The organism is Peribacillus sp. 05N428 (assembly GCF_056397085.1).
This window is the reverse complement of record NZ_JBFTMS010000018.1, coordinates 36,913-61,047: the sequence shown is the minus strand read 5'-3', so window position 1 is coordinate 61,047 and position 24,135 is coordinate 36,913. Positions and strand designations below refer to the sequence as shown.

The following is a 24,135-nucleotide window of genomic DNA, read 5'->3' as shown; positions in this document are numbered from 1 at the left end:
CCTTTTTAAGAAGTGTCTTAAGTAACATTTACCCTTGAGCAATTCAATTTAAGCATGTAACTTCATTCTCCTTGCAAATTAAGGGGTTGCATTTCTCTAATCAATAACTCTTTTCTTTTAAGAACATAACGACACTGGCCATGTATTTTTGAATTTCCTGGACTTGAAAGGCCGCAGAATCCGCAATCTGTTTGTAATGATGCTGTCCTTCATCGGTTATTCGTAAATACCGTTTAGTTCGTTTTTCACTTTCCCACCTGCCGACAAGTAGGCCTTTCTCTTCCATTTCATGAGATAAATCGTATAAATAGCCGTTAGAAGCGATCCAACCGAACTGATTTTTAAGCAGATCGCCAATTTCCCCCATATAAATGGGTTTCTTAGTGAAAGCGGCTTTTAAAGTTACATAACGGACAAGGTCCTTCACCGATATTATTTTCGAGAAATAAGACCTGTATTCTTCTGGAAGCTCATTTACAACCGGTGGGTTTTCACCAGACCCCCTTAAATCGAACATGAAGCGATCAATGACCTTTTTTACTTCGGAAAACCGTTCCAGGAAATTTTCTTGATACCATATGTAAAGCTCTTTGCCTTTTTCCGTTATTTGATAATAATTTCTTCCCTTATTCGTATATAATGATAAATGATTGGATTCGACTAGCGTATTCGATATTTTACATAAATAGTCATAGCTATGCACTTTTCCAGTGAACGTATTTTTCAGGTCCTGATGAATCGCCCTTGGATAATTCGCTTTTATCCTCAAAGAGTGAAGTAAGAAAATCGTTAAAAATTCGCGCTGGCTCAACCCCACGGTTTCTACCGTCGCAGACAGTTTCTCCCCTTTCTTCACAGTCATTCCCCCTTAATACTGTATATAATTAAATATTTCTTCCTTCCCCTTATTATCCTGTGCTGCCACATAATAGTAAAGTTTTTAATGCCAAACTGCCTAGTACTAATTTTTTGGATTCGATCTATTGTGGGATAGGAGAAGTCCGAATATTCTGTCGAGGTTTATTGTGAAATAGTTTAAAACTAAAAAAGAAACGGCCTATGATAAGGCCGTTTCTTTTTTTGCTTACTGTTCCGTTAAAATGATCGGATCTTCTTTTGTAATGACGAGGGTATGTTCATATTGGGCGGAAAGCTTTCCATCTGCCGTTCTTGCCGTCCAGCCGTCTTGGTCCATTTTCATATGCCATGTTCCTGCATTCAGCATAGGCTCGATCGTGATGACCATGCCCTCTTTTAAACGGGCACCTTTACCTGGCTTACCATAATGTAGGACGGTAGGGTCCTCGTGCATGGTTTTGCCGATTCCGTGTCCTGTAAAATCGCGGACAACAGAAAACTTTTCACCTTCTGCATAAGACTGGATTGCATGCCCTATGTCCCCGAGACGATTTCCTGCCCGTGCAACTTCAATGCCTCTATATAAAGCTTTCTTGGTTACATCCATTAAGCGCTGAGCTTCTTCGGAAACTTCTCCGACTGCATATGTCCAAGCTGAATCCGCCAAACCGCCGTTAAGGTTCACCACCATATCGATCGTGACGATGTCTCCCTCTTTTAGGGCTTTCTTTTGCGGAAACCCGTGACAAATCACATCATTCACTGATGCACATGTTGCATATTTATAACCGTTATAGCCCTTTTGTTCTGGGGTAGCACCATGCTCTGCCAAGTACTTATCGACAAATTCTTCGATTTCCCATGTCGTGATTCCCGGTTTTATCATTTTTGCAATTTCTCTATGCGTCGCAGCAAGAAGTTTGCCCGCTTCATGCATCAAATTTATTTCTCGTTCACTTTTAATGGTTATCATGTAAAATCCTCTTTCGTTTTATAACTTATCTGCTTGAGACTCCTTATTTATCATATGCCTTTTTTTATATAAAAAGCAACCAAAAACCCGGTAAAAATCACCGGGTTGATTAATTCATGAAATTTTCTGTACCTGTAATTCTGATAAAATAAGCTATAAATTACAAAAGCCTAAAAAGGATCAAGCGATTACTTATTTACCCGATTGAATATTCCAGGTGTGAATCTATATAGGCCCGTGTGTATTAATTGGGTACAGTTTCCCATTCAATGCAAATGAAACTCTTCCTGTTTCCTCTGATACTACCAATACAAGGGCATCACTCCGTTCAGATAAACCCAAAGCAGAGCGGTGGCGTGTTCCCAGTTTCTTTCCCCCGGTTGACCTGTCTGAAAGCGGAAGGACATTTGCTGCGGAAACAATCTGATTTTGACTAACCAAAACGGCACCATCATGCAGTGGATTTCCAGGAAAAAAAATCGATTCCAATAAAGAATGGGTTAACTCCGCTCCTATTGAAATACCGGGTTGAATTAAAGAATCAAGGGGATCTCCCCGTTGAATCACAATCAACCCGCCATGTCTCAAATTCGATAAATTTTGAACGCAAGTTGATAATTCGGGATATTTGTCGGTAAATGGTGACAAATAACAGTTTAAATAAAATGTTGCTGCTTTCATATCAATGTATATGAATTTATCCTTTATTTTCTCGAAATTTCCAAGAAGACAATAATTTTCATCACCCATTGCTTCTAAGTTATCCTGTAATGCCGATATTACTTGGCGTATCTCCTCTTTTAACGTTTGTTTCATTGGTGAAAAATCACAATGGCCATTATTCACAGGCATGCACCTCCCTTTAATTATTCAACATCTTAATTACCTCTAAAAGACCATGCTTATTTTCCCTAGCTTTATTTATCCCTTGTGTCATTAATAATTATGAATGTACTTAAAGTTTGTCTTCACGATAATTAATTATTCATCTTTACTATCAATCAGCAGTGACTTCACATTTTTTTATGTCATATGGACAAGTTAAGAGAATAGTTATATTAATGACCTGTTGATAGATATCCTATAATAAGAGGTGGTATAAGATGCCTTATGTAACAGTATTTGACCAAGGAACGTTTGAAGTTGAAATGGGAAAAAAATTAGTATTGGCATTGGAAGATAACGGAATAAATATTCTCCACCGATGCGGTGGGAAAGCTAAGTGTACAACTTGCAGAGTGGAAATATTGGCAGGTGATTTTTTGGAGGTAACACATAAAGAAAAAAAGGTCTTTGAGGAAAAAGGAATGGAAGATCATTTGCGTTTATCTTGTCAAATTTACGTGAATGGTGACATAACCATTCGGCCGATCAAAACGGTTGAGAACTCTGGACTTCATGCTGGGCCAAGGCCTGAAGACTAACTAGTTACATAAAGAGGGTAGTTTTATCAAAAAACATCAAAACGACTAAAAATATTTTTTCTAGTCGTTTTGATGTTTTTACCTATAGCTAAATGATTTACTTCTTTTCCATGACCGCAAAGTAATTATCTTCATTATCAGCAAAATTGAAGACTCTTCCAGATGGCATATTTACAAGTTCTCCCACTTTGATATTCTTCTCCGAAAAGTCTTTATATAATTCATCAAGATTATCCGAGTAAAACATTAATGAAGGTGTAGCAAGATTTAATTCAGGCTGCATTTTAGCAATGAATTCCTTATTATGCAGGATGATGCTCGTTTGTGCATCCTTTGTTGGGGCTACTTCAATCCATCTTAGCCCTTGGCCGTTATCTTCTTCAGAAATTTTGCTAAATCCGAATTTTTCCGTCCAAAATTTCAATGACTCATCTTGGTTATTAACATATAACATAATTTGACCGACTTTATTGATCATTGGCTTCTCTCCCTTTCTGCTTGTTCCGTTATTAATTGAATCGTTTATGTATAAGCATCATGCTGGTTGGAAAAATATAACTGATTAAATCGTATAATAAATGAAAGATTTAATCAATATTTATAAAAATTGAATTTTCCCTCTTTTGGGAAGATTTTTGAAAACCAACACAATTGTTTAAGGAAAGCAGATATCTCTTACGAATTTCGCTTAATTGTTTCTTCTACATATTCCAAGAAATCTGTTTGTGCCGGACTCCCTTCCAGATGTTGAGCTACCACAGTCAATGGCACTATAACTCTATCTCTCTTTTTGGAGTAAAGAACCGTCTCCGTTTTAATGCCCCTATTCACTTCATCAAGTGCAGAAGAAAAATGATATACAGAATCATATTCATACCATTTATAATCTTGATATATATTCCTTTTTATAACTTCTCCAATATACGCACCTATCCTTACCACAAAATTATCAAAATGATTCTTTAAAGTTCCCTACCCATTTGAGTAGTGCTTAATCATTTCGTATAAGCATCTATATAACGAATGCTTTCAATAGTAAAAACTAAATTTCTCTTTGTTAGGTTCTCTTGATCCCAATTGTCATCTGACACATCCTGATACATTAATTTCGCAATGCCTTTTTTAATCATTTTTTATTAATATAGTTTTATTTAAGGAACCGAACATATGACATTTCCCCTTTTTACTTTATCTATTGGTTAATGGAATTGCTCCATTGTTTAGTAAAAAAGCTATGCAATCTTTATATTCAGGAATTTGCAGGACTTTTCGATTTTTCACAGAACTTCTATACAGAGTATTGATCAAAGGAGAGTGAAATGGTGGTTCTTTCGAAAGAGGGTTTGTTAAATATATTGGAAGGCAACAGGAGATTGACGTTGCGGGTGGTTGAAGCTTTCCCTGAAAAGGAATTATTCCATTATACACCGGCCGGGAAGCTTCGCCCTTTCGCAGAGATGGTTAAAGAAGTCATGAACATTGAGACTGGATATATGCGTGGAATTGCACTGGGTATTTGGGAGTTTCCAGATTCCTTTGCCGTAATTTCCACCAAAGAAGAACTCGTATCAGCATGCGAAGCAGTAAGGGATGAGACGAGGAAATTGTGGGAGGAAATGACCGAGGAAACGCTTGGAGTGGTTGAAAAAGATCCTTTTTTCGGTCCCTCACAAAGCCACTTTGATAGACTTCAATATGCCCTGGAAAATGAGATCCACCATAGGGGACAGGGTTATATTTATCTTAGAACCCTTGGAATTGAACCACCGGAATTTTTCGTAAGGTAATCATGCATTAAGTAATAAATTGGGCGCAATGTAAAATAAGAAAATAGGAGTGAGATACATGTCAGTTGATGCATATCTTAATTTTAATGGGAATTGTCGACAAGCAGTAGAGTTCTACGCAGAGGTTTTTGGAACGGAACAACCAAATATCATGACCTTTGGGGAAACACCACCTAATCCGGAATTTCCCCTTCCAGAAGAAGCGAGAGATTTAGTCATGCATACAAGGCTTACTATTAATGGTAGTAATATCATGTTTTCAGATACTTTTCCTGGTATGCCTTTTGTAGAAGGAAATAATATCAGCCTTGCATATGTCGGTAATGATGTGGAGGAAATTAAATCGATCTTTAACAAACTAAGTGAAGGCGGCACGGTTGGTCTAGAGCTGCAGGAAACATTCTGGAGTAAAATTTACGGTCAGTTAACCGATAAATTCGGAATCCAATGGCAATTTAACTTCGAAAGCTGAGAAACCAAATTTGGATATAGGACTTTTCACGGTTGAAAAGTTTCTATATCCTTTTGTATTTCCATCACCTTGAGTCAAGGATATCGTAACAAGCAAAGGAAAAAGGGGATTAGTTAAATGATTGGTTGGAATACACAAAACACAACCTAACTATACATCATTATCTTGGTTCATCATAATTGGTGTATAGTAAAAGGGTACTTTCAAGGTATTTAATCTTATCGAATCCATTCTCATTTCCATGATCATATAGCAAGGATCAAAACAAAAGAGGAGAAAAATGATGAAAAACAAAATTCAAAAAATCACAACTAACCTTTGGTTTGATTCACAAGCCGAAGAGGCGGCAAAGTTCTACACATCCATCTTCGAAAATTCTAAGATCGGAACAATCACTAGCTATGGAAATGAAGGAAATCAAATCCATGGAAAGACAGTGGGTTCAGTGATGACCGTGGAATTTGAATTGGAAGGACAAACATTCGTAGCATTAAATGGCGGTCCGCAATTCAAATTCACAGAGGCAATATCATTTATCATCCATTGCGAGGATCAAAAAGAATTGGACTATTATTGGGGGAAACTCTCGGAAGGCGGAGATGAAAAGGCTCAAGTGTGCGGTTGGCTGAAAGATCAATTTGGCGTGTCATGGCAAATCATCCCAGAAAATCTAACCGAGATGGTAAACGACTCCAATCCTGAAAAATCGGAAAGAATGATGAAAGCGCTGCTCCAAATGAAGAAAATTGACATTAAAACTTTAGAGCATGCGTATCAAGGATAAGTTCCAATAAACAACATTCTGGTAGTGAACGATTTTGAAGTAGTTAAAGCCTATTTTCTCGGTACTTGTGAAATTAGGTTTTGATATTTACCAATGTAGAAAAGAAACAAATGGCATAATGATCTAGATGGTTTTTAAGGGAGAAATAGAATGATGGACAAAATATTCACAACTGCACTTCAACGTGGCGATGAAATAATTGAAAGAAAAATCCGCTATGACTCTTTAGTTGTAGAACATACCTGTTTGCTGTTAAACGCACAAAATCAGCATGTCGTGCTTTTTCATGAAATCATGGATGCGTTCACGATGAAAGCGGGTCCTATAGAATTAAACATTAACATTGGAAGTTATACGATTGCTTATTATTGGAAGGACCGCCCTTATAATTTATACATTTGGAGAGATAATGAAGGCAATTATTTAGGTTCCTATTTTAATATTGTAAAAAATACATATATGGCTGATAAGTTGTTATCCTTTGAAGATTTGATCATTGATATCATGGTGCTTCCGGATGGGTCACATTTTATTTTGGACGTGGAAGAGTTACCTGTGCCCTTAGAGCATTTTGAGAGTGGTTCTGTTAAACAAGCCTTAAACTCTTTACTTGATTCCATTGATATCCTTCTTTCACAAATCATTGAGGAATCCGGGAAACTCTATAAACATTACGACCTCCTTACATGGTTGAACAATAAATGACAATGGTTTTGATTCTTTGAACTCCGCAAAAGAGTGGCATTACCATGAAAAAAAGCCTACTTCATTCAGTAGGCTTTTTGTTCCCTCACTCACCATCAGCTTGAGCCGATATACTGTTGCCAAGCTCCTCAATGTTCTTAGATACCTTTGCACTGTATGAGTAGTCACCGTAACAATATGGGTACCGAAAATTATCCTTGTCCCCGCCGCAATCATAGAGCTTGGGGTTCTTTTCGACCTGAAGCATGGAGAACTTCTTCGCAAGCTCTTCATTATGCTTGCCCCCTTCATTCGCCACGAAATCAATATAACCAATTCCCATGTTATATGCTTGAATGATCGTGGCAAAATCCACGCCCTTTTCATTGCCATATTCATTGATCCTCTTAAAATGTTTCACCCCATACTTAATGCTTTCCGTTGGATCTGTGATTGTATTTGGATCAAGACCCGCTGACTCAGATGCCTGCATTGGGTCACCGCCCCGTCCTCGGCTTTCCTGCTGCATCAAAGCAATCAATGTCGAAGTATGCTCCTCAAGTCCGTATTTAGCCAACTCCCCTTGAAGAAGTGAGCTATACTTTTTTACGTTCGCGAAAGAATCAAGCGTATTTACTGATGTGGAAACATTTTCGGAATAGGGGGTTTTCATGATCTCCTTAATGAGCAAAAATGCAAAAACCAGGATAAATATGACAAAAACTTTCTTTGATTTCTTACGTTTCTTCTTCTTCACATTCTCTCTCCGATATCTCTAAGTTAATATATATATATCTTAACAAATAGTAAGACTAATAACTATTTAGAATACCCAATTAATTGTTTTGCAAATGAGATTACCATGCATATTTTATCGAACAATGAGACACCCTATTGGTTGGAGGTGATATGTATGGACAAGAAGAATGAAAAAGAAGAAATCCTTGATGATAAAAAGAAAAAATATAGAAACGAGTTTGGGGCAGATCCGGATGAACAAGAAATGAACGGTCTGTATGGTATGTTGGAAACTGAATATGAAGATAAGCTTCATGATAAAGAAAAGTAACGATTGGCTTCTTAAATGTTTGTTAAGCGCCTTAATATGGCGTTTTTTTTTATGAGTTCCATTACTATTCTAATGGTTCGCATTTCGTTTCATATGTATTGATTTTTAAAGTTTGAATTCATTTGGTCATTAACTAAAAGTATTCGATTAAAAAGGAAGTGACCTAATACTGTCACTCCCTTTATCACGTTTAGTATTGTGAAGATTGTCCGCCATCAATCGGAATGACTGCCCCGTTGATGAACTCCGCTTCCCCTGATAATAGGAAGGCGACTAAACGGCCGACCTCTTCAGGTTTACCAAAGCGTTTCTTAGGATTCACACTGATGAAATCCGCCATTGCTTCTTCCCAATTTTCCCCGCCTATTTGCCTGAATGAACCTTCTACCATTGCCGTTAAGATAACTCCTGGTGCAATGGCATTAATGCTGATTCCATATTGACCATATTCTATGGCAGCTGTTTTCGTTAAGCCTGCAACAGCATGCTTACTCGCAACGTACGCACTTTGGTTAAGCACAGCACGAATTCCACCAACGGAAGCCACGTTCACCACTGCCCCTGATCCTTGTTCTTTCATGATTGGCAGAATGTATTTCATACCATAGAATACACCATTGATATTGATGTCCGTTACTTTGTTGAAAACTTTGCTATCGTATTCAGCCATAGGGGCTTGTTTACCTTCAATACCCGCATTATTATAGAATGCATCGATTCTGCCATACTTGCTGACTGTTTTGTCTACATAGTTCTTTACTGCTTCTTCATCCGATACATCTGCAGTGACCAGAAGCACGTCCGCTTTTGGTGCAATTTCCAAGATTAATTTTTTTGTCACTTCCAAAGATGCATCGTTTAAATCAACTAATGAAAGTTTAGCCCCTTCTTTAGCCAATTCCAATGAGGCTGCTTGTCCTAAGCCTGAGCCTGCCCCAGTAATGATTACAACTTTGCCATCGAATCGTTCGCTCATTTGTCAAAACTCCCTTTTTAAGTTTTCTCGAAAATCCTTTGATTATAATTATCCTTTAAAGCTTAAGAATCCATCATCAACAGGGATGACCTGTCCATTAATGGCGTCCGCTTTTTCAGAGAACAAGAACGTTACAACTTCAGCAACTTTTTCTGGCTGAATCAATTTTTTCCTCATATGAAGCTGAGCCAAACTGTCCAGGAACTCTGGATCTTCACCAATGATCGGCGTTTCGATAAAACCTGGTGCAACGCCGACGACACGAATCCCATATTGCGCAAGTTCAATTGCACCGGATTTAGTCATGGCGATGACTGCAGCTTTTGCGGCATGGTAATTAAAGCTGCCAATTGAAACCATCGTCCCATATATAGAAGCAGTATTAACGATTGTTGCCCCAGTTACACCAAGCTCCACCATCTTCCTTGCTGCATAATACATGCCATAATATACGCCGTGTTGGTCAACATCAACAACTCTGTGGTATGATTCTGGATCCATTTCCAAAAATGGTTTTACTAGCCCAATTCCAGCGTTGTTGAATATGCCGTTGATGGTGCCATGATTGGCAATTGCTGCTTTGACCATCGCTTCCACTTCTTCCGCTTTAGCTACGTCCACTTTCACAAAAGATGCCGTGCCTCCCTTTTGTTGAATAGATTCAGCAGTTTCCTTAGCGGCAACATCATTATAATCAGCCGCTACGACAATAGCTCCCTGTTCAGCTAATTTATATGCCGTTTCCTTACCAATTCCGCTGCCCGCTCCTGTAATTATTATGACTTTTCCTTTTAAACTCATGTATGGGTCCCCCTTTAATAAAGTTTTTTGCTTATCAGATTAAAATGGCCCCTCCGTCGATTACAAGTTCTTGACCAGTAATGTGGCTGGAAAGATCGGATACTAGATACATCATTAGATTTGCGATTTCCTGAGGCTCAGCATACCGGCCATCCGGAGTCGTTGCTTCCAACTGTTTTCTAGCCGTTTCTGCTGCCGCGGAATCACCTTGGCCAAATCCGCTTTCAATCGACCGCATCATAGCCGTGTTGACGACACCTGGGCAGACCGCATTCACCCTGACACCATGTGGAGCAACTTCGACACCAGCTGTTTTCGTCATTCCAAGAACCGCATGTTTACTTGCGCCATACGCCACCATGTTTGGCGTTGCCAGTAAACCCGCTCCAGAAGCTGTATTCACGACTGCCCCGCTTTTTTGTTCAATCATATGGGGCAATACATGTTTTAAGCCCAAGAAAACGCCGCGTACATTTATTGACATCAATTGATCGAAAACCTCAGTAGGATAATCGATAAGAGGCATTATTTTGCCTTCCCACCCGGCATTATTCAAGAAAATATCGATTTTGCCATAGGAATCTATCGTTTTTTGAACATAATTTTTAATGTCGTCTTCCTTTGTAACATCGGCCTTTACGAATTTCGCTTCGCCGCCGTTTTCTTTGATTTTATTTACCGTTAGCAAGCCAGCCTCTTCGGAAAGGTCTACAACAACCACTTTGGCTCCATTTTCTGAAAGTGTAATAGACGCTGCCCGGCCGATACCCCCGCCGCCGCCGGTAACAATTGCTACTTTTTCTGTAAAATCGAATGCTTGCATAATATTCTCCCTTTCTCCCTTTAATCTTGGTGATGATATTCTTGTTTGAATACGATTACATCATAACATTAATTTTGTCGATTGTCGACAATTTAGTTTTAGAGTCAAAGACTCTACATCACTCCACGACTCAAGGCTTCATGAATTTCATTTTTTGCTTTAACGAAATCATCTTCTAGAATGGCCTCAACGGACATTTTTAATCTGTAATGGAAGTTTTCCATCGTTTCCGTATTCCATTGACTTTGGGCAAAAACCATGAGAATATGACTGGCTTCTTCAAAAAACCTTGATAATGCTTTATTATTAGCGATTGAAAAAATATAGCGAAATATCTGTGTTGCCCTTTTCTGATACTCGATTACATTCCTATTTTCACACTCATCTGTTGCACTTTCCAAATGCCTTTGTAATGATTGTTTATATTCTGCGTGCCACTTCCCTTGGGAAAAATCAATGCCCATCTGGATCAGCCCGATCGTAACATCATTATATTCAATGATTTCCTTTTGTGAAAATGGCTTGACGATCGTTCCCCGCCGCGGCATCCTCTCAACAATACCGTCAACCTGCAATAGATAAAGGGCTTCCCGTACGGGGGCACGGCTAGTGTTCAATTCTTTGGAAATGTCTTCTTCGACGATTTTCTCTCCAGCTTCTATTTCACCTTCAATGATTTTTTTTAAAATGTGTTTAGCGATTTGTTGTGGTAACGATTCTCCAAAATAAATGCCATCTGTCAAATTGGAAGAATTTCCAAACATCTTTCAGCACTCCTATACTTCTATAATTAATTTTAGTTCTTCTAGTATAACATAAGGATAGGAATTAACTTCCTTTATAAATCACATCCATTAATGGTAATCAACAAAAAAAAGCACATATAAAGAGCCCATTTAAGAAAGGGCTCCATGAGGTGCTTTTTTATTCGACTAGCCTCGGTTTCGCTGGATCGCAGTTTGGCTTTTCCATGTCTGTCGATTCAGCGAGTTTCGTTAAATAATAACATTCTTCGCGCCACATATGATCGGCCATTAATGGCGAAAGAGTTCCAAGAGCCTGCGCACTGAGGTCAAGCTCCTCCAATTCAAACAGGAAGTGCTGGAAGAATTTAATTTCCAATGTGACGTCCGCATTCATTTTTTCCAATGCTGGGAATGTTGACAGATTGGTTCGTAAAAATCCAGCCATTTCAACAGCTTTTAAATAAAAATCATTAAAATGTTTTTTATATTGCTCACTTTTCTCTTTTAATCTTTTTTCAACATCATCCATATTGGATGATATTGCACCTGCATGTCCTGCTGCATCTAGCAGCCAAAGCAAATGATGATGAAGTTCATGAAAAACCGGCGGCATTTGATTTGCATTGAAATATTTCAATAATCTTAAATATTCTTCTAATTCGTTCACCATATGATTAATGAATGAAGGTGAAAGATGTATCTTAATTTTACCTACCAGATGCTCTTTTATAAGACATAGCTTAAACTCCCGAAATCTTAATGTCTCTTGTTCTGCTGTGGCAGTAAGTTGCGAAATCTCTTCCGAATTGGCTTTACCAAGGAGAGTATCAAAAATTTGAATGAATTCTGAGGCAATTTCAATGTATTCCACTTCGACCGGAGCTAAAGACTCATGAATGAACCTGCCATGGTCTCCTAAGATTTGCAGCCAAAACTGATGCTCGAATCTTGCTGTTTTCTCCAAAAACTCGTTCATTTGCTCTCCCCCATAATTTAAGTATAAGAAACTCACTTATAATTTGTATTCTTAAACCTACAAACATATTAATATAAATTATATGGGGCGTAATCAATCTAAAATTGATTCATTAACCGCATGATTGTACTTCGACCGAGACAAAATCCTGCCACATCCCCAGTGAGTCAAACGTGTTCATCCTTCTCCCAAAACGTTCATTTGTGTTCTAAATTAAATCTCTGGCAGTATAACTAAAAAACCAGTGTTCTTCGAGTGGTGAAATTTGCAAATCAGGTCGATAGGAGGAAGGTAGATTGTTAAAGGAATTAATGAGTTACATTGATTATCCAATGGTGAAAGTTCCAGGGGGAGAAATAGACTTAAGGGACGATAGAATTAAAAGCGAATGGAAAGCTGAAATCAGACCGTTTCTTCTTGCCCGTTATCCTGTTACTGCGGATTTCTACTATACTATTACAAATAAATCACTTAATTCTTTTAATCAGGATTTAAAACCTGTTGTGAATATTTCTTGGTATGATACCATTTCTTTTTGTAATCTACTTTCACAGAAAGCTGGACTGGGAGAGTCTTATTCTATCAATGGTGAAAACATTGTTTGTGATTGGGAATCAAACGGTTTTCGACTTCCTACAGAAGCAGAGTGGCAATATGCATGTAAAGCCGGGACTGCTGGTTATAGGTACGGAGAGCTGAATAACATAGCCTGGTATAAAGGAAATTCAGGGGGCAAAATCCATGAAATAGGAACAAAAGAACCGAACCCATGGGGGCTGCATGATATGCTAGGAAATGTTTGGGAATGGTGCTGGGATATATATGATGAACAAGTGTACGGCACCTATCGTATTTTCCGGGGAGGTAGCTGGGCTGAGGATGCCAGGGGTTGCGGCGCTACATGTCGTCGGCGCAGCCATCCTACATTTTGCATAGACGACCTAGGATTCCGTCTTGCACGGTCTTTTTAACTTCGGCAAACAAGCCAAATTCATTCAAAGCTCACTGCTTTATCTTAGTTGTACTTCCATACATATTTTTTCCGGTTATTTTAGGAATCCACCCAATGGGTACAAAATAAAAAAACCTGATGATTCTTCAGGTTTTTTAATATTTTCATCATTCGCATTACCAGAGAAATGCGAGAAAGACTAAAGATGCAATTGCGCCAAAGGCAAATCCATTTGCGGCACCCCATCCATATCCTGCATTAAAGCCTCCATAACCAAAACCCCCAAGGTTTCCGCCACCGTTAAATGGACGAATATATACACGGTTCGGCGTTACCCGGTGTATGATTCCCCGATGTACGGTTCCTCTGCTTGTACGAATTTCAACCGGTCTTCCAACACCTTGCCTGCATTTATGATAATAATTATGATATCCCATATTACACTCCCCTTGTTAGTCGATTCTACATCGTATGCATTCGGGGACTAGCCTGCATGGTTTAAAAACCCACCATTCCTTTAAAAGTCTTTCCCATATTCCATGTCAATGTTAAATCACTCTTTAAAACCAAAGCATAAAATACATTTATACATTTGCAAAGGAGATAATTCCATGAACCATTCATACCAAGACGCACTAGCCATAATTGGAATCGAAGGGGCACACCCTGGTGGATTTGAACTGACTAAGCAACTCTTAAAAAATGAAAAAATCGATCATACGTCAAAAATCCTTGATGCCGGATGCGGGGCAGGGCAAACCTCAGCTTTCTTGGCAAAAACGTTCCTTTGCCAAGTATCAGCGCTTGATCATCACCCTGAAATGGTGAAACATGCAAAAAAAAGATTTCAACAAGCTAACTTAAGCATCGACCTATATGAGCATTCAATAGAAGAACTGCCTTTTGACGATAATTCTTTTGATTTGATCATAGCCGAATCAACGACTGCATTCACTGATATACAAAAATCACTCAGTGAATTTTACAGGGTCCTCAAACTAAAAGGAATTTTGTTATCCATTGATATGACAGCGGAAACCAGCCTTGATTCTGCCTCAAAAAAGGAAATCATGAACTTTTATCATTTAAGAGAATTATTGATGCAATCCGAATGGTTAAATTTCTTCCGACAAAACGGATTTTCAAATGTAAAAATCTTGAGATCGAGTACCGTCTTAGAGGAATTAATGAATTCTTCAGCTCCAAATAGCCCCCTTCAGCCTTTGAATGAATCTTTGGAACGAGTCATGGACGAACATTACCGCCTCATTTTTTCTTACGGAAACAGCCTCGGTTATAGAGTATACAGAGCTAGTAAAAAGTAATCTCCAGCTTTTGTTTTTATACACGGATTACTGAATATAGCAATTATGAACACAATGAAAAAACCTAGAACAAGTTCAAGGTTTAAAGGAATGATAATATAGTCTTAGGCTATGATCCGTACACAATTTCGGCCATTCTTCTTTGCGGCATATAAGGCTTGGTCGGCCAGTGGCATCAATGTTTGGATGGAATGGCCTCGATCTCCAGCTTCAATTAATGCATGAGTCACACCGAAACTGCAGGTAACGGAAATCTTCTCTCCATTAACCTCTGCAATACTTTCAGAAACCTTTACCCTTATAACATCGGCCAACTCATATGCAGTGGATAAAGCGGTATTCGGCAAACACACGATAAATTCTTCACCACCATAGCGCCCCAATAGATCTCCTTCCCGAATATATTCTTTTGCAGTATTTGCAACAAGCATTATGACCGCATCCCCTGCTTCATGTCCAAAAGTATCATTAACATTTTTAAAATGATCGATATCAAACATGATGATTGAAACACTGCCGCCTTCCCTGCTTAGAGCATCGAATAAAATTTCCGATTTTTTGATGAAAAATGTTCTATTTAGTATTTGGGTTAATCCGTCCAAGCTGGCAAGTTGTTTCAATTTTTCCAGCATGAGCACTCTTTCAGTTACGTCGGCGAAGGTAATGATCTGTCCGATAGGCAGGTTGCTTTTGTTGAACACGGGTGAAAAACCAATATGGTAATGTACCATATCACCATTTATGCTGCATGTAAAATCACTGTCTTGCTTAAGGTCGATTATTTCTCCGTTTAACCAAAAAATACTTTTTTCGTATATTATATAGCACTTTATGACTAGGTGACTAGCGTTTATTCGGGGAATTCTGAATTTTAAATGACTGATTTATATGCCGTATTAGGAAGCTATTGACTAACTCCCAAAACTTAAAAACCCCTGCTTCATCACTTTGAACGTGAGCGGCAGGGGTTCTTCACTTGTAAAAATACGTATTATACCTTCTCTGTTACTGCTGTGAATCGCTTTAAGAAGGAGAGTATTTTTTGATAGACGGCAATTTCATTTTCTTTTTTGGAAAATCCATGTCCTTCATTTTCTAGAAGCATATAATCGACATCTCTTCCTTTATCCTTCAACGCTTGAACGATTTGATCCGATTCCTCTTTGACGACACGGGGATCATTTGCCCCTTGAATGACAAGCATTGGCCTTATCATGGATTCTAGATAGGTAATAGGCGAAAACTCGATTAGTTTTTCTTTATCTTTTTCCGGGTTTCCTACCCATTGGTCCATGACTGGCTTCCAGTCTTCAGGTACAGAATTGATAAATGAGAATAGGTTGGATGGGCCGAAGATATCGACAACCGCCTTAAAATAATCCGCATGTCGCCCGTGCAGCAGAAGGGCCATGTAGCCTCCGAAGCTTCCGCCCATCAAAAGAATGTTGCCTTTTTGTGCATGCCCTTGGTCTATCAGCCAATCAAGGCCGGCTACATTATCAAGTCGCGGTCCATTTCCCCAATCTCCCTCTACCATTTTCATGAATTCCAAACCATAACCAGTAGAACCGCGGAAGTTTGGCGCGAAAATACTGTAACCGTTATTCAGGAAAAATTGAAATGAAGCTCTAAAAAACTTCCGTTCTGCCGCTTGAGGTCCTCCATGAGGCCAAAAAATGACTTCACCATTGTCATTTTCCTTTTTTGCCCTAAAAAATAACGATTCGATCTCCCGGCCATCAAAGGAAGGGTATGTAATGATGTCCGGTTCAACCAATTCATTAGAATCGACGCCAGGAACAGTATATTTAGTTAATGATACCCACTCATCACCTGTATTTTTATAGATATTATGAGGCTTGGTTGCACTCATGCCAAATAAGTAAAGATTGCCTGATGCAGCAACTTCAAGTTTATTAATGACACTGCATGGCACGGGGATATTTCTCCAATTTTCATTTTGCAGATTGATTTCATATAATTGATCCTCTACACCCTTTTGACTGGTTATATATAATAATTGATTCTCTTTACTATAAGTAATGGCAGTAAAACTCTCATTCTTCAATTCTTTAACTTTACAGAATTTGTTTGTTTCAAGGTTGTATGAAGCCAAATAGGTAAAGTCCGAATCATAATCAGTCAATAAATATATCATCGAATCCGAAACAAAAACCCCATCATTCACTGTGTGTTGTTTCTCTGTCGGCGGAGTGAGCAGGATATCTTCGTTCCCTTTTTTTGCATAGAGAAGAGTATATGTATTAGCAAAGTGTTTATAGTAAAGTAAGGTTTCTTCATCAGGGCTGAAGCCAAATAAATAGGTCGCTGCATCTTTCCCCTCCAGTACCAGCCTTTCCTGTCCTGATTCTAAATCCAAACAATAGGAATTTAGAAAGGAAGGATTTCCTCTGGATGTCGTGTAATAGAGCTTTTTACTGTCATTCGATAATTTTGGCATGAAATTACGTGTATTTTCATGATTAACGATTTCCTTCATTGTCCCTCCATTCAAAGGAACTCCGTAAAACTGGGTATTTTCATTACCGTCTTGATCGAAACCAGCAATGATAAACCGGCTCTTCTTATCATATATAAGCCCTTGGCAGCTTTGATCGATGGATGTTAGAGGATAAGGAAAGGAGTTTGGCAAATCCATTCCCCATAAATTATACTTGCCGCTCAAATTGGTACTGAAAACCAGATGTTTTTCATCTGGACTTACAGCAAAATCAGCAATGGAAAACGTTCGTAAAAATTGCTCAACATCAGGTTTTGGAAAAGTGATCATCATTGGCAACCCCTTACTTTTATAATATTAAGAAATGTCTGTAAATAATTATACCATATTTTTCCTCATCATGGAATTCGCAACCTAAGGAAGTAGTGAAGTCAAGTTTCACTCACCAAAAAATGGATAATAATCATCCCTGAATATTTAGTGTCATTTAATCTTAACTAAACACTCTATAGGCCACCGGAACATCTTATTCAAAACGATTCCTCTTTAAAGACATTGGAGCATATTCTGAGAGAAGATCTGTCTACAGTTTTTTTTGCTTGTACAAATTTGGACGTTGATTGGAACGTAGGGCACTCGCTTTTCGCGGGCGGTCGGGGAGCCTCCTCGGCTTTCGCCTGCGGGGTCTCCCCTAGACGCGCTTTTCCCGCAGGAGTCTCGAACACCCGCTCCAATCAACTTTGCTTTAACTTTTAGATAGGACACTTTTGCCTAGGGGCATTTTTGTTTTAAAAGTATTAAAACTTGAGGTGATGAGGATGCTTTCTAAACATGATTCTATTCAGTGAGATCAACTGTTGCCGGCGAACCATTTGGTTCGTAAATGGAGGCTTCCATTGAGTTCACTTTATGACTTGGTGAAAGATATGTATTCAGAGGTAGGACGCTCAAGTATTGATTCAGTTATTTTAGTTAAACTGACATTCGTTCAATTTTCCTTCGGTATTCGTTCCAAGCGTAAAACGATTGAAGAAGCTGAAACCAATATGGCTTACCGTTGGTTCTTAGGCTATGGTTTCCATGATAAAGTACCTCCTACTCCACGTTCGGGGAAAATTATGAGCGACGCTTTAAAGATACAGACCTGTTTGAACATATTTTCTATCGCATCTAAATGACAGTTGCTGATAGAAAGTTAATAAGTGCTGAACACGTTTTCGTCGATTCCACACATGTGAAAGCCAATGCGAATAAGCGCAAATTTGAAAAGAAAATCGTACGTAAAGAAACACGAGCATATCAAGGACTTCTTCAAGATGAAATAAATCAAGATCGTGAAAACCATGGTAAGAAGCCTTTTCCACCAGATAAATTTAATAAGTAAAAAACCGCTACTATGTGAAAGATGAACGAACAAAACAGTTTGCCTATTCATTCCACGCGGCCGCAGACCGCAACGGTTTTGGGAACGATTGTAACACCTGGTAATACACATGACAGTCATATTTTGGAGCCACTTGTTGAGTTAAGTGATTGAGAAAGGTGGAAAAATCGGAAGCAGTTGCCGCAGATGCAGCTTATCAAACACCAGCGATTACAAGCTACCTATTTAACAAAGAAATCACACCTGCTTTACCCTATACACGTCCTCGTACAAAAGAAGGATTCTTTCGCAAACATGACTATGTTTACGATGAACACTTTGATTGTTACCTTTGCCCTTCGGGCAAAACTTTAAAGTACTCAACAACAAATAAAGAGGGCTATCGCGAGTACAAATCGCCAAAACAAATTTGTGCAACATGCTCATTTTTATCACTGTGTACAGAAAGTAAAGACCATCAAAAAGTAGTGACACGGCATATCTGGCAAGCACATGTGGAAGAAGCAGATCATCTGCGTCATCATCAAGAGGTAAAATCTCTTATCCTTTGGTCAAAATTTCAAAGGGAATTTTAAAAGGGGTTCGGAATTTTTTAATTCCAACCCCTTTTGTCTACAAACTGAAGCATAAGAGCACTGGGCTCTTATGCTTTTTAAGCATCAATCGATATATCTTCTTGCTCCGGCATATTCCTCTCCGTATCCCGATGTTTTTATTTCATCTATCCTTACATGTGTTGAGCTGTTAGGTGAATGGATCATTTTGCCGTCACCAATATACATTCCGACATGATGGACCTTTCCTTTCCCTTTATCATGGGCAAAAAATAGTAAGTCACCTGGTTGTAGATTTTCTTTTTCAACCTTTTTGCCATGCTGAGCCTGAATGGAAGAGTCCCTTGGGATCGTTATTCCATTAGCATGGTACATCGTATACGTAAATCCAGAACAGTCAAATCCAAAACCGGACATTCCAGCCCATAGGTAAGGTAGCTCCAAAAAAGCTTTTCCTGATTCAACGATGTCCTTACCGGTTGGGGCTGGTATTTGATTTTCATTTTGATAGACTGACACGTCTTGCTTTTCCATCCATTTTGCCCCATTACCCGGTGTCATCACCTTCACTTTATCTTTTTTCACCTGCAATAGCGGAAGGCGGGTATTGAAGCTGACTTCCATGAATTTGGACCGAGGTTTCGAATCCGAATAAAGCCAGGTCTTTGGGGCATTTACAAGGGCAAATCCTCGTTTAAATTGCTTCTCAAAAGAATGTCCGTCTTTTAATTGTGCCTTTGGCATCCATCCTGGGTAACCAATATCATTGCGGGGTGTAGGTTGATTTGCAACGGCTACTTTCACCCATTCACCCCGTTCTTCAAGAATCGTCACTTTAGAACCATATAAAGCTTGTGTTTCCAGGTTACCTACAAGCCACAGCTTGTCTTCATATTTCATCGAGCCGATCCATTCATTCAAATCAGCGGGATTCGATGCAGAAGGGGCATCGATTTCCCTTAATAATCCCGGCTCAGTCCAAAGAGTGGCCACGTTCACATCAACATAGGCAATTCTCTGCTTCTCCCTGGAACTAGCTTCACTGGGACTGAATACTAAAATACCAAAAGCAAATAAAGATAAAACAAAAACGGTTAACCTTTTCAAATTATTCACCCTTTCGAAATTGTTTTTATTGAGTAAAAGAGGATTTCCTCTTGACTCCCAGTCCAGGTTTATCGGAAATGAGAAGTTGATCTTTCATAAATTGAATGCCTTCAAATGGCTCATTCTTAATCCATAATGGGGCATCTAAATCAATCTTCGTAATATTTGGATGGGCGGTTGCCAGATGAGCTGCGGCCGCTACACTAACGGATGATTCCATCATACTCCCGATCATGCATTCCACCCCGGCTGCTTCTGCCATATCGGCGATTTGGAGTGCACGTCGAATTCCGCCAGTTTTCATTAATTTGATATTAAGGAAATCAACAGCATGTTCATTCAGGAGTCTCATGGCATCACGTGGGGAAAACAAACTTTCATCGGCCATGATCGGCATTTGGACAGAGCGTTTTATTTCTTTCAATCCTTCGATATCATGGGCTTGCACGGGCTGTTCTACCAAATCAACGTTCAGCTTTCTTTCTTCGATTTCATGAATGATGGAAATCGCTTGTTTTGTTGTCCACCCTTGATTTGCGTCAAGCCTGATCATAACCTGTTCGCCAACAGCAGCACGAATGCAGGCAACGCGCTCCACGTCATTCTTCCAATCCTTCCCCAGTTTTATCTTCATCGTAGAGAATCCGCTTTCGATAAGGGTCAGTGCCGCCTTTGCCATTTCTTCAGGTTCATCAACGCTTATTGTCATATCATTTTTCAGGACATTAGATTTACCGCCAAGATATTGATATAATGGGAGCTGCCATCGTTTGCTGACTGCGTCGTACAAAGCGATTTCAACAGCAGCTTTTGCACTTGTGTTACCTACACAGGATCGTTGGATCAGCTGAGACAATGCATTGATATTCTCGATGTTGCGGCCAATTAGATGTGGTGTGATTACTTCTTCAATGACCGTCATGATCCCTTTTGTAGAATCACCTGTGATGGCAACCGTAGGGGCTGCAGCCCCCAAACCTTCCGTTCCATCCTCCAATTTTACGGAAACCATGATGTTTTCAATTTCCATTGCAGTGCGTAATGCAGTCTTGAATGGCTTGATAAGTGGCAAGGTTTCCACTGATACTTGTAAACTTTCAATCTTCATATTAACAACCCTTCCTTAAAAGCTTGAGAGTATATATGATGTAAGAATTCCAAAATAGGTGCCCAGAAGACTGCCAAGTACTGCCATCAATATCCCGACCGGTATTAGCGCCCTGTTGAATGCACCTGCCAATATGGGGGCTGATGCCACGCCCCCTATGTTGGCCAAAGAGGCAACTCCCATTGTAAATAGATCCAACTTAAAGATTTTGGCCAAAATGACCATGATCAATCCATGAAAGAATAGAATCATAAAGCCGGAAATAATATACACAGGTGCTTGAAACAGCTGTGAAAAATCGGCATGGGAAGCAATTAAACCAATGACGATATAAAGCATGACTTTGGAAATTTCCATGGAACCGGCAATACGTCCAACCTTCGTGACAGCCAGAATTAATCCTACGGTCGAAGCGATGATGATCGTCCAAGTGGTTCCATTCACAGCGGCACCGAGTACCGGCAGTCTCTCCCCAATTTTGGTTGCACCTGCTGAAACAATTAAAGCCAGCGCCAAGAAACCGATCAATTCCACGAATCCAAATTCCGTCTTGGCGGTTTCACCCGCTTCAAGCTCGGAAGTCATTTGATCAATGAAAGATGTATCCGCTTTTGTCCAAATATTGAATTTACCAGCAAGAGGCACCAGCCAAAATAAGAACATGACCCAAATGGAATAATTGACTGTATCCATGATCAACGCATAGCCAAAAATATTTTCAGGCACATCGAGTATTCCTTGCAAGATCACCATATTGGCAGAGCCCCCTGTCCAGCTTGCGCTCAAAGCCGAGAATGCCTTCCAAGTTCCTTCCGCATAAAAGCCGTTCATTAAAACGTAATTAAGAGTGAACCCTCCAATAATGCTGAATGAAGCCGCAAAAAAAGTTAAAAGCATCTTTGGTCCAAGCCTGATGATTTTCCGCATATCGCATTGCAAAAGCATAAGCATCAACATGGCAGGCAGCAGGAGCCCCCGTAAGGTGCTATATGCACTTTCGACTGACTCACTATCTGAAAAGACCCCGAATGTTTTCATCAGAGCCGCTCCAATATAAATAAGGACAATACCAGGAACATACTTGAAGAACTTTCCTCCTATCTTTTTTTCCACAACCGCAATCACGGCAGTAAATGCCAATAAAAAGCTGACAAACATCACACCATCTTGAATCATATTCCATACCACCTTAAATTTTATAACATAAGGTAATTTCCATTTTTTTCACACTCATCTATTAATTATTGCATGGCACTAAATAGAAAAATCCAGCTGCCAAAGAGCGCGTACGCACTCTTTAACAGCTGGATTTCAATTGCGACTGACAAAAGAAGCAGCTATAACTTATAAAGTTGCTGATATTTGATGCTGGCATTTCTTAGGGCGACGGTCAGTGCTTTCTGAGATGAACCAAAATACCGTTGCTCAATTTCCGTCTCCAATTCATCGGGCCGAAGAATGGATTTACCAACTAACATGGATTGAATGAAGCGTGATGTAATCGATATCGTGGTCGAGCATTCCGCATCCACTATTTCATGCGTATCACGATCAATGACGAACCCGATGAAAAAGCAGTTGAATTGCTGTGTAATTGGATTATTGGACGGTGCCTTTGATTCGCCAACTATATATACTGTATTCTGTTGAAACATGATTGTTGTGCCTCCTGCCATTACAGACATCATAACAGGTATAAATAGGGTGACTATCTATATTTACAATATGAAATGGTTATATATATTTTAATATATATAGCAAGCATTTGACAATATATTTTGTATATTAAGTCAATTTCCGATTCCTTCGGCCAGAGAATAGATAAGTTCTATAACTAATACACCAATCAAACTGAAAAATCACGAAGAATAACCAGGTATTGTAAAAGAACTCGTTTCAGGGGTCATTTTTTTTTAACCTACCCCCGCACTTTATTGGACCTACATTCGGACGACAATGGTTCGGGATCCAACACATCATTTCATCCCTTCGTATGGCTCATATTTCGCATACATACCTTTTCGGCGATTACGATCCTTGAAGGTGGTTGCTGCACCACTTTTTCGATTCTCATAAAGTTCGTCCATATCCACTGTACCGGTAATGATGGTGTGTTCATTCATTACCGCCTCGGCCACTATTCCATTAGCAGGCCAAGCGCTGTCACAGGGGCTAAGGATACTGGCACGGCCATATCCGTTCGGCAAGGGTGATCCTGGTTCACCAACAGTGGGGCAATGAACAAAATATACCTGATTTTCGATTGCACGCGCATGTGCGCAATGGCGAACTCGCCAAAAACCAGCCTCTGTAAATGTGTATGATGGGCAAAAAATGATGTCGGCCCCGTTCACTGATAATATCCTTGAAATTTCAGGTATCTCCGCTTCATAACATACCGCTATTCCTATCTTAACCGGACCCACGGAATAAACCTCCAGTTCATCACCTTCAGAAGTATGCCAATTCGCTTCAGCAGGAAAGATATGAGTCTTTTTATGCTCAACGACTGATCCGTCTTCATCAAAAATATAAGCAATATTGTAGTATTCATTTTCGCGGCGTTCCAGATGAGTGCCTGCAATGATGACCTGTTTTCTTTTTCTTGAAAGTGACCTGAAAAGATCTTTGTATTGATTGGTATATTCATCGATCCTGATAACGGACGAAGCATCCTGTTCTCCAAAGGCCGCTGATAATCCGATAGTTAACAGTTCAGGAAAAATGATATATTCCGAGTTTTCGGGAACTTGGGTGATCAAGTCTTCTACTTGTTCCTGAAATTCAAGGAAAGTTGACACTTTTTCTACACGAAATTGACAAGCCGTTATTTTAATTTTCACAAAAGCCCTCCCATATCATGTTTTATCA

26 protein-coding genes and 1 pseudogene are annotated in these 24,135 nt (G+C 39.3%); 9 read left to right on the top strand and 18 right to left on the bottom strand.

The annotated features are described in order from the left end of the window. Positions 1–100: 100 nt before the first annotated feature. The 3 genes from AC1DIV_RS17120 to cdaS all read right to left on the bottom strand — a co-directional run bounded on the left by AC1DIV_RS17120 (position 101) and on the right by cdaS (position 2,677). A complete protein-coding gene (locus tag AC1DIV_RS17120; protein WP_323596825.1) occupies positions 101–856 on the bottom strand; it encodes a PadR family transcriptional regulator in 756 nt (251 codons plus the stop codon). Positions 857–1,084: 228 nt separating this feature from the next. After that, the gene (gene map, locus AC1DIV_RS17115; protein WP_340876433.1) at positions 1,085–1,831 is read right to left on the bottom strand and encodes a type I methionyl aminopeptidase; all 747 of its coding nucleotides are present in this window, start codon (positions 1,829–1,831) and stop codon (positions 1,085–1,087) included. 225 nt (positions 1,832–2,056) lie between these two features. After that, the gene (cdaS, locus tag AC1DIV_RS17110; RefSeq protein ID WP_221408391.1) at positions 2,057–2,677 is read right to left on the bottom strand and encodes a sporulation-specific diadenylate cyclase CdaS; all 621 of its coding nucleotides are present in this window, start codon (positions 2,675–2,677) and stop codon (positions 2,057–2,059) included. A gap of 257 nt (positions 2,678–2,934) precedes the next feature. Here cdaS and AC1DIV_RS17105 point away from each other — a divergent pair, with 257 nt between their 5' ends. Then, positions 2,935–3,255 carry a 2Fe-2S iron-sulfur cluster-binding protein gene (locus AC1DIV_RS17105; RefSeq protein ID WP_251539496.1) on the top strand — a complete coding sequence of 107 codons (321 nt, stop codon included), beginning with the start codon at positions 2,935–2,937 and terminating at the stop codon, positions 3,253–3,255. 97 nt (positions 3,256–3,352) lie between these two features. Here AC1DIV_RS17105 and AC1DIV_RS17100 read toward each other — a convergent pair whose 3' ends face one another. Further along, a complete protein-coding gene (locus AC1DIV_RS17100) occupies positions 3,353–3,733 on the bottom strand; it encodes a VOC family protein (protein WP_323596819.1) in 381 nt (126 codons plus the stop codon). An 841-nt stretch (positions 3,734–4,574) separates the two neighbouring features. On the opposite strand from AC1DIV_RS17100, the gene AC1DIV_RS17095 reads away from it, so the two are divergent. The 4 genes from AC1DIV_RS17095 (at position 4,575) to AC1DIV_RS17080 (ending at position 7,003) form a co-directional block, all read left to right on the top strand. Continuing rightward, the gene (locus AC1DIV_RS17095; RefSeq protein WP_065421185.1) at positions 4,575–5,042 is read left to right on the top strand and encodes a DinB family protein; all 468 of its coding nucleotides are present in this window, start codon (positions 4,575–4,577) and stop codon (positions 5,040–5,042) included. A gap of 58 nt (positions 5,043–5,100) precedes the next feature. Next, positions 5,101–5,514 (top strand): VOC family protein, encoded by a 414-nt coding sequence (locus AC1DIV_RS17090; RefSeq protein ID WP_264897196.1) that lies wholly within the window; start codon positions 5,101–5,103, stop codon positions 5,512–5,514. A gap of 283 nt (positions 5,515–5,797) precedes the next feature. After that, on the top strand, positions 5,798–6,298 hold the full coding sequence (locus tag AC1DIV_RS17085; protein ID WP_340876430.1) for a VOC family protein: 501 nt from the start codon (positions 5,798–5,800) through the stop codon (positions 6,296–6,298). A gap of 153 nt (positions 6,299–6,451) precedes the next feature. Beyond that, on the top strand, positions 6,452–7,003 hold the full coding sequence (locus AC1DIV_RS17080) for a DUF402 domain-containing protein (RefSeq protein WP_340878522.1): 552 nt from the start codon (positions 6,452–6,454) through the stop codon (positions 7,001–7,003). Positions 7,004–7,088: 85 nt separating this feature from the next. Here the strand turns inward: AC1DIV_RS17080 and AC1DIV_RS17075 are convergent, their stop codons facing one another. Continuing rightward, positions 7,089–7,739: a lysozyme family protein gene (locus tag AC1DIV_RS17075; RefSeq protein ID WP_063593530.1), complete on the bottom strand. Its 651-nt coding sequence runs from the start codon at positions 7,737–7,739 to the stop codon at positions 7,089–7,091. Between the two features lie 156 nt (positions 7,740–7,895). On the opposite strand from AC1DIV_RS17075, the gene AC1DIV_RS17070 reads away from it, so the two are divergent. After that, positions 7,896–8,051: a DUF4021 domain-containing protein gene (locus tag AC1DIV_RS17070; protein WP_082609346.1), complete on the top strand. Its 156-nt coding sequence runs from the start codon at positions 7,896–7,898 to the stop codon at positions 8,049–8,051. A gap of 190 nt (positions 8,052–8,241) precedes the next feature. On the opposite strand, the gene AC1DIV_RS17065 is transcribed toward AC1DIV_RS17070, so the two are convergent. The 5 genes from AC1DIV_RS17065 to AC1DIV_RS17045 form a co-directional block, all read right to left on the bottom strand. Then, positions 8,242–9,027, bottom strand: a complete 786-nt coding sequence (locus AC1DIV_RS17065; protein ID WP_340876427.1) for a glucose 1-dehydrogenase — start codon at positions 9,025–9,027, stop codon at positions 8,242–8,244. 48 nt (positions 9,028–9,075) lie between these two features. Then, positions 9,076–9,828 carry an SDR family NAD(P)-dependent oxidoreductase gene (locus tag AC1DIV_RS17060; protein WP_340876425.1) on the bottom strand — a complete coding sequence of 251 codons (753 nt, stop codon included), beginning with the start codon at positions 9,826–9,828 and terminating at the stop codon, positions 9,076–9,078. A 34-nt stretch (positions 9,829–9,862) separates the two neighbouring features. Then, the gene (locus tag AC1DIV_RS17055) at positions 9,863–10,651 is read right to left on the bottom strand and encodes an SDR family NAD(P)-dependent oxidoreductase (protein WP_048686399.1); all 789 of its coding nucleotides are present in this window, start codon (positions 10,649–10,651) and stop codon (positions 9,863–9,865) included. Between the two features lie 113 nt (positions 10,652–10,764). After that, positions 10,765–11,415: a GntR family transcriptional regulator gene (locus AC1DIV_RS17050; protein ID WP_252270022.1), complete on the bottom strand. Its 651-nt coding sequence runs from the start codon at positions 11,413–11,415 to the stop codon at positions 10,765–10,767. 160 nt (positions 11,416–11,575) lie between these two features. Beyond that, positions 11,576–12,373 (bottom strand): DUF2935 domain-containing protein, encoded by a 798-nt coding sequence (locus tag AC1DIV_RS17045; protein WP_340876424.1) that lies wholly within the window; start codon positions 12,371–12,373, stop codon positions 11,576–11,578. 332 nt (positions 12,374–12,705) lie between these two features. Here AC1DIV_RS17045 and AC1DIV_RS17040 point away from each other — a divergent pair, with 332 nt between their 5' ends. After that, positions 12,706–13,344, top strand: coding sequence for a formylglycine-generating enzyme family protein (locus AC1DIV_RS17040; RefSeq protein WP_340878521.1), 639 nt, complete (start codon positions 12,706–12,708; stop codon positions 13,342–13,344). A 157-nt stretch (positions 13,345–13,501) separates the two neighbouring features. Here AC1DIV_RS17040 and AC1DIV_RS17035 read toward each other — a convergent pair whose 3' ends face one another. Beyond that, positions 13,502–13,762, bottom strand: a complete 261-nt coding sequence (locus AC1DIV_RS17035; RefSeq protein WP_251539486.1) for a hypothetical protein — start codon at positions 13,760–13,762, stop codon at positions 13,502–13,504. A gap of 174 nt (positions 13,763–13,936) precedes the next feature. Here AC1DIV_RS17035 and AC1DIV_RS17030 point away from each other — a divergent pair, with 174 nt between their 5' ends. Next, positions 13,937–14,650 (top strand): class I SAM-dependent methyltransferase, encoded by a 714-nt coding sequence (locus AC1DIV_RS17030; RefSeq protein ID WP_340876422.1) that lies wholly within the window; start codon positions 13,937–13,939, stop codon positions 14,648–14,650. Between the two features lie 104 nt (positions 14,651–14,754). Here the strand turns inward: AC1DIV_RS17030 and AC1DIV_RS17025 are convergent, their stop codons facing one another. Next, on the bottom strand, positions 14,755–15,381 hold the full coding sequence (locus AC1DIV_RS17025) for a GGDEF domain-containing protein (RefSeq protein ID WP_340876421.1): 627 nt from the start codon (positions 15,379–15,381) through the stop codon (positions 14,755–14,757). A gap of 260 nt (positions 15,382–15,641) precedes the next feature. Beyond that, entirely contained in the window at positions 15,642–17,441 is a 1,800-nt protein-coding gene (locus tag AC1DIV_RS17020) for a S9 family peptidase (protein ID WP_340878520.1), read from the bottom strand. Between the two features lie 524 nt (positions 17,442–17,965). Between AC1DIV_RS17020 and AC1DIV_RS17015 the strand changes: the two are divergent. Further along, positions 17,966–19,037, top strand: a pseudogene (locus AC1DIV_RS17015) (IS1182 family transposase); the annotation flags it as partial. A 117-nt stretch (positions 19,038–19,154) separates the two neighbouring features. Here the strand turns inward: AC1DIV_RS17015 and AC1DIV_RS17010 are convergent. The 5 genes from AC1DIV_RS17010 to AC1DIV_RS16990 form a co-directional block, all read right to left on the bottom strand. Further along, positions 19,155–20,165, bottom strand: a complete 1,011-nt coding sequence (locus AC1DIV_RS17010; protein ID WP_445670122.1) for a C40 family peptidase — start codon at positions 20,163–20,165, stop codon at positions 19,155–19,157. Between the two features lie 16 nt (positions 20,166–20,181). Further along, entirely contained in the window at positions 20,182–21,264 is a 1,083-nt protein-coding gene (locus tag AC1DIV_RS17005) for a dipeptide epimerase (protein ID WP_340876418.1), read from the bottom strand. Between the two features lie 15 nt (positions 21,265–21,279). Further along, positions 21,280–22,440: a DUF819 family protein gene (locus tag AC1DIV_RS17000; protein WP_340876417.1), complete on the bottom strand. Its 1,161-nt coding sequence runs from the start codon at positions 22,438–22,440 to the stop codon at positions 21,280–21,282. 161 nt (positions 22,441–22,601) lie between these two features. After that, complete coding sequence (locus AC1DIV_RS16995; protein WP_034312026.1) at positions 22,602–22,919, bottom strand: DUF3870 domain-containing protein; 318 nt, start codon at positions 22,917–22,919, stop codon at positions 22,602–22,604. 321 nt (positions 22,920–23,240) lie between these two features. Next, positions 23,241–24,107 carry a carbon-nitrogen hydrolase family protein gene (locus tag AC1DIV_RS16990; RefSeq protein WP_340876415.1) on the bottom strand — a complete coding sequence of 289 codons (867 nt, stop codon included), beginning with the start codon at positions 24,105–24,107 and terminating at the stop codon, positions 23,241–23,243. Positions 24,108–24,135 lie beyond the last annotated feature (28 nt).

Excerpts from the sequence above, each read along its gene's own strand:
- AC1DIV_RS17025 (WP_340876421.1), bottom strand. The coding sequence starts at position 15,381 with ATGGTACATTACCATATTGGTTTTTCACCCGTGTTCAACAAAAGCAAC.
- AC1DIV_RS17065 (WP_340876427.1), bottom strand. The coding sequence starts at position 9,027 with ATGAGCGAACGATTCGATGGCAAAGTTGTAATCATTACTGGGGCAGGC.
- AC1DIV_RS17030 (WP_340876422.1), top strand. The coding sequence starts at position 13,937 with ATGAACCATTCATACCAAGACGCACTAGCCATAATTGGAATCGAAGGG.
- AC1DIV_RS17100 (WP_323596819.1), bottom strand. The coding sequence starts at position 3,733 with ATGATCAATAAAGTCGGTCAAATTATGTTATATGTTAATAACCAAGAT.
- AC1DIV_RS16995 (WP_034312026.1), bottom strand. The coding sequence starts at position 22,919 with ATGTTTCAACAGAATACAGTATATATAGTTGGCGAATCAAAGGCACCG.
- AC1DIV_RS17000 (WP_340876417.1), bottom strand. The coding sequence starts at position 22,440 with ATGATTCAAGATGGTGTGATGTTTGTCAGCTTTTTATTGGCATTTACT.
- AC1DIV_RS17070 (WP_082609346.1), top strand. The coding sequence starts at position 7,896 with ATGGACAAGAAGAATGAAAAAGAAGAAATCCTTGATGATAAAAAGAAA.
- AC1DIV_RS17020 (WP_340878520.1), bottom strand. The coding sequence starts at position 17,441 with ATGATCACTTTTCCAAAACCTGATGTTGAGCAATTTTTACGAACGTTT.
- AC1DIV_RS17095 (WP_065421185.1), top strand. The coding sequence starts at position 4,575 with ATGGTGGTTCTTTCGAAAGAGGGTTTGTTAAATATATTGGAAGGCAAC.
- AC1DIV_RS17035 (WP_251539486.1), bottom strand. The coding sequence starts at position 13,762 with ATGGGATATCATAATTATTATCATAAATGCAGGCAAGGTGTTGGAAGA.
- AC1DIV_RS17085 (WP_340876430.1), top strand. The coding sequence starts at position 5,798 with ATGAAAAACAAAATTCAAAAAATCACAACTAACCTTTGGTTTGATTCA.
- AC1DIV_RS17060 (WP_340876425.1), bottom strand. The coding sequence starts at position 9,828 with ATGAGTTTAAAAGGAAAAGTCATAATAATTACAGGAGCGGGCAGCGGA.
- map (WP_340876433.1), bottom strand. The coding sequence starts at position 1,831 with ATGATAACCATTAAAAGTGAACGAGAAATAAATTTGATGCATGAAGCG.
- AC1DIV_RS17105 (WP_251539496.1), top strand. The coding sequence starts at position 2,935 with ATGCCTTATGTAACAGTATTTGACCAAGGAACGTTTGAAGTTGAAATG.
- AC1DIV_RS17090 (WP_264897196.1), top strand. The coding sequence starts at position 5,101 with ATGTCAGTTGATGCATATCTTAATTTTAATGGGAATTGTCGACAAGCA.
- AC1DIV_RS17050 (WP_252270022.1), bottom strand. The coding sequence starts at position 11,415 with ATGTTTGGAAATTCTTCCAATTTGACAGATGGCATTTATTTTGGAGAA.
- AC1DIV_RS17005 (WP_340876418.1), bottom strand. The coding sequence starts at position 21,264 with ATGAAGATTGAAAGTTTACAAGTATCAGTGGAAACCTTGCCACTTATC.
- AC1DIV_RS17080 (WP_340878522.1), top strand. The coding sequence starts at position 6,452 with ATGGACAAAATATTCACAACTGCACTTCAACGTGGCGATGAAATAATT.
- AC1DIV_RS17040 (WP_340878521.1), top strand. The coding sequence starts at position 12,706 with ATGGTGAAAGTTCCAGGGGGAGAAATAGACTTAAGGGACGATAGAATT.
- AC1DIV_RS17045 (WP_340876424.1), bottom strand. The coding sequence starts at position 12,373 with ATGAACGAGTTTTTGGAGAAAACAGCAAGATTCGAGCATCAGTTTTGG.
- AC1DIV_RS17055 (WP_048686399.1), bottom strand. The coding sequence starts at position 10,651 with ATGCAAGCATTCGATTTTACAGAAAAAGTAGCAATTGTTACCGGCGGC.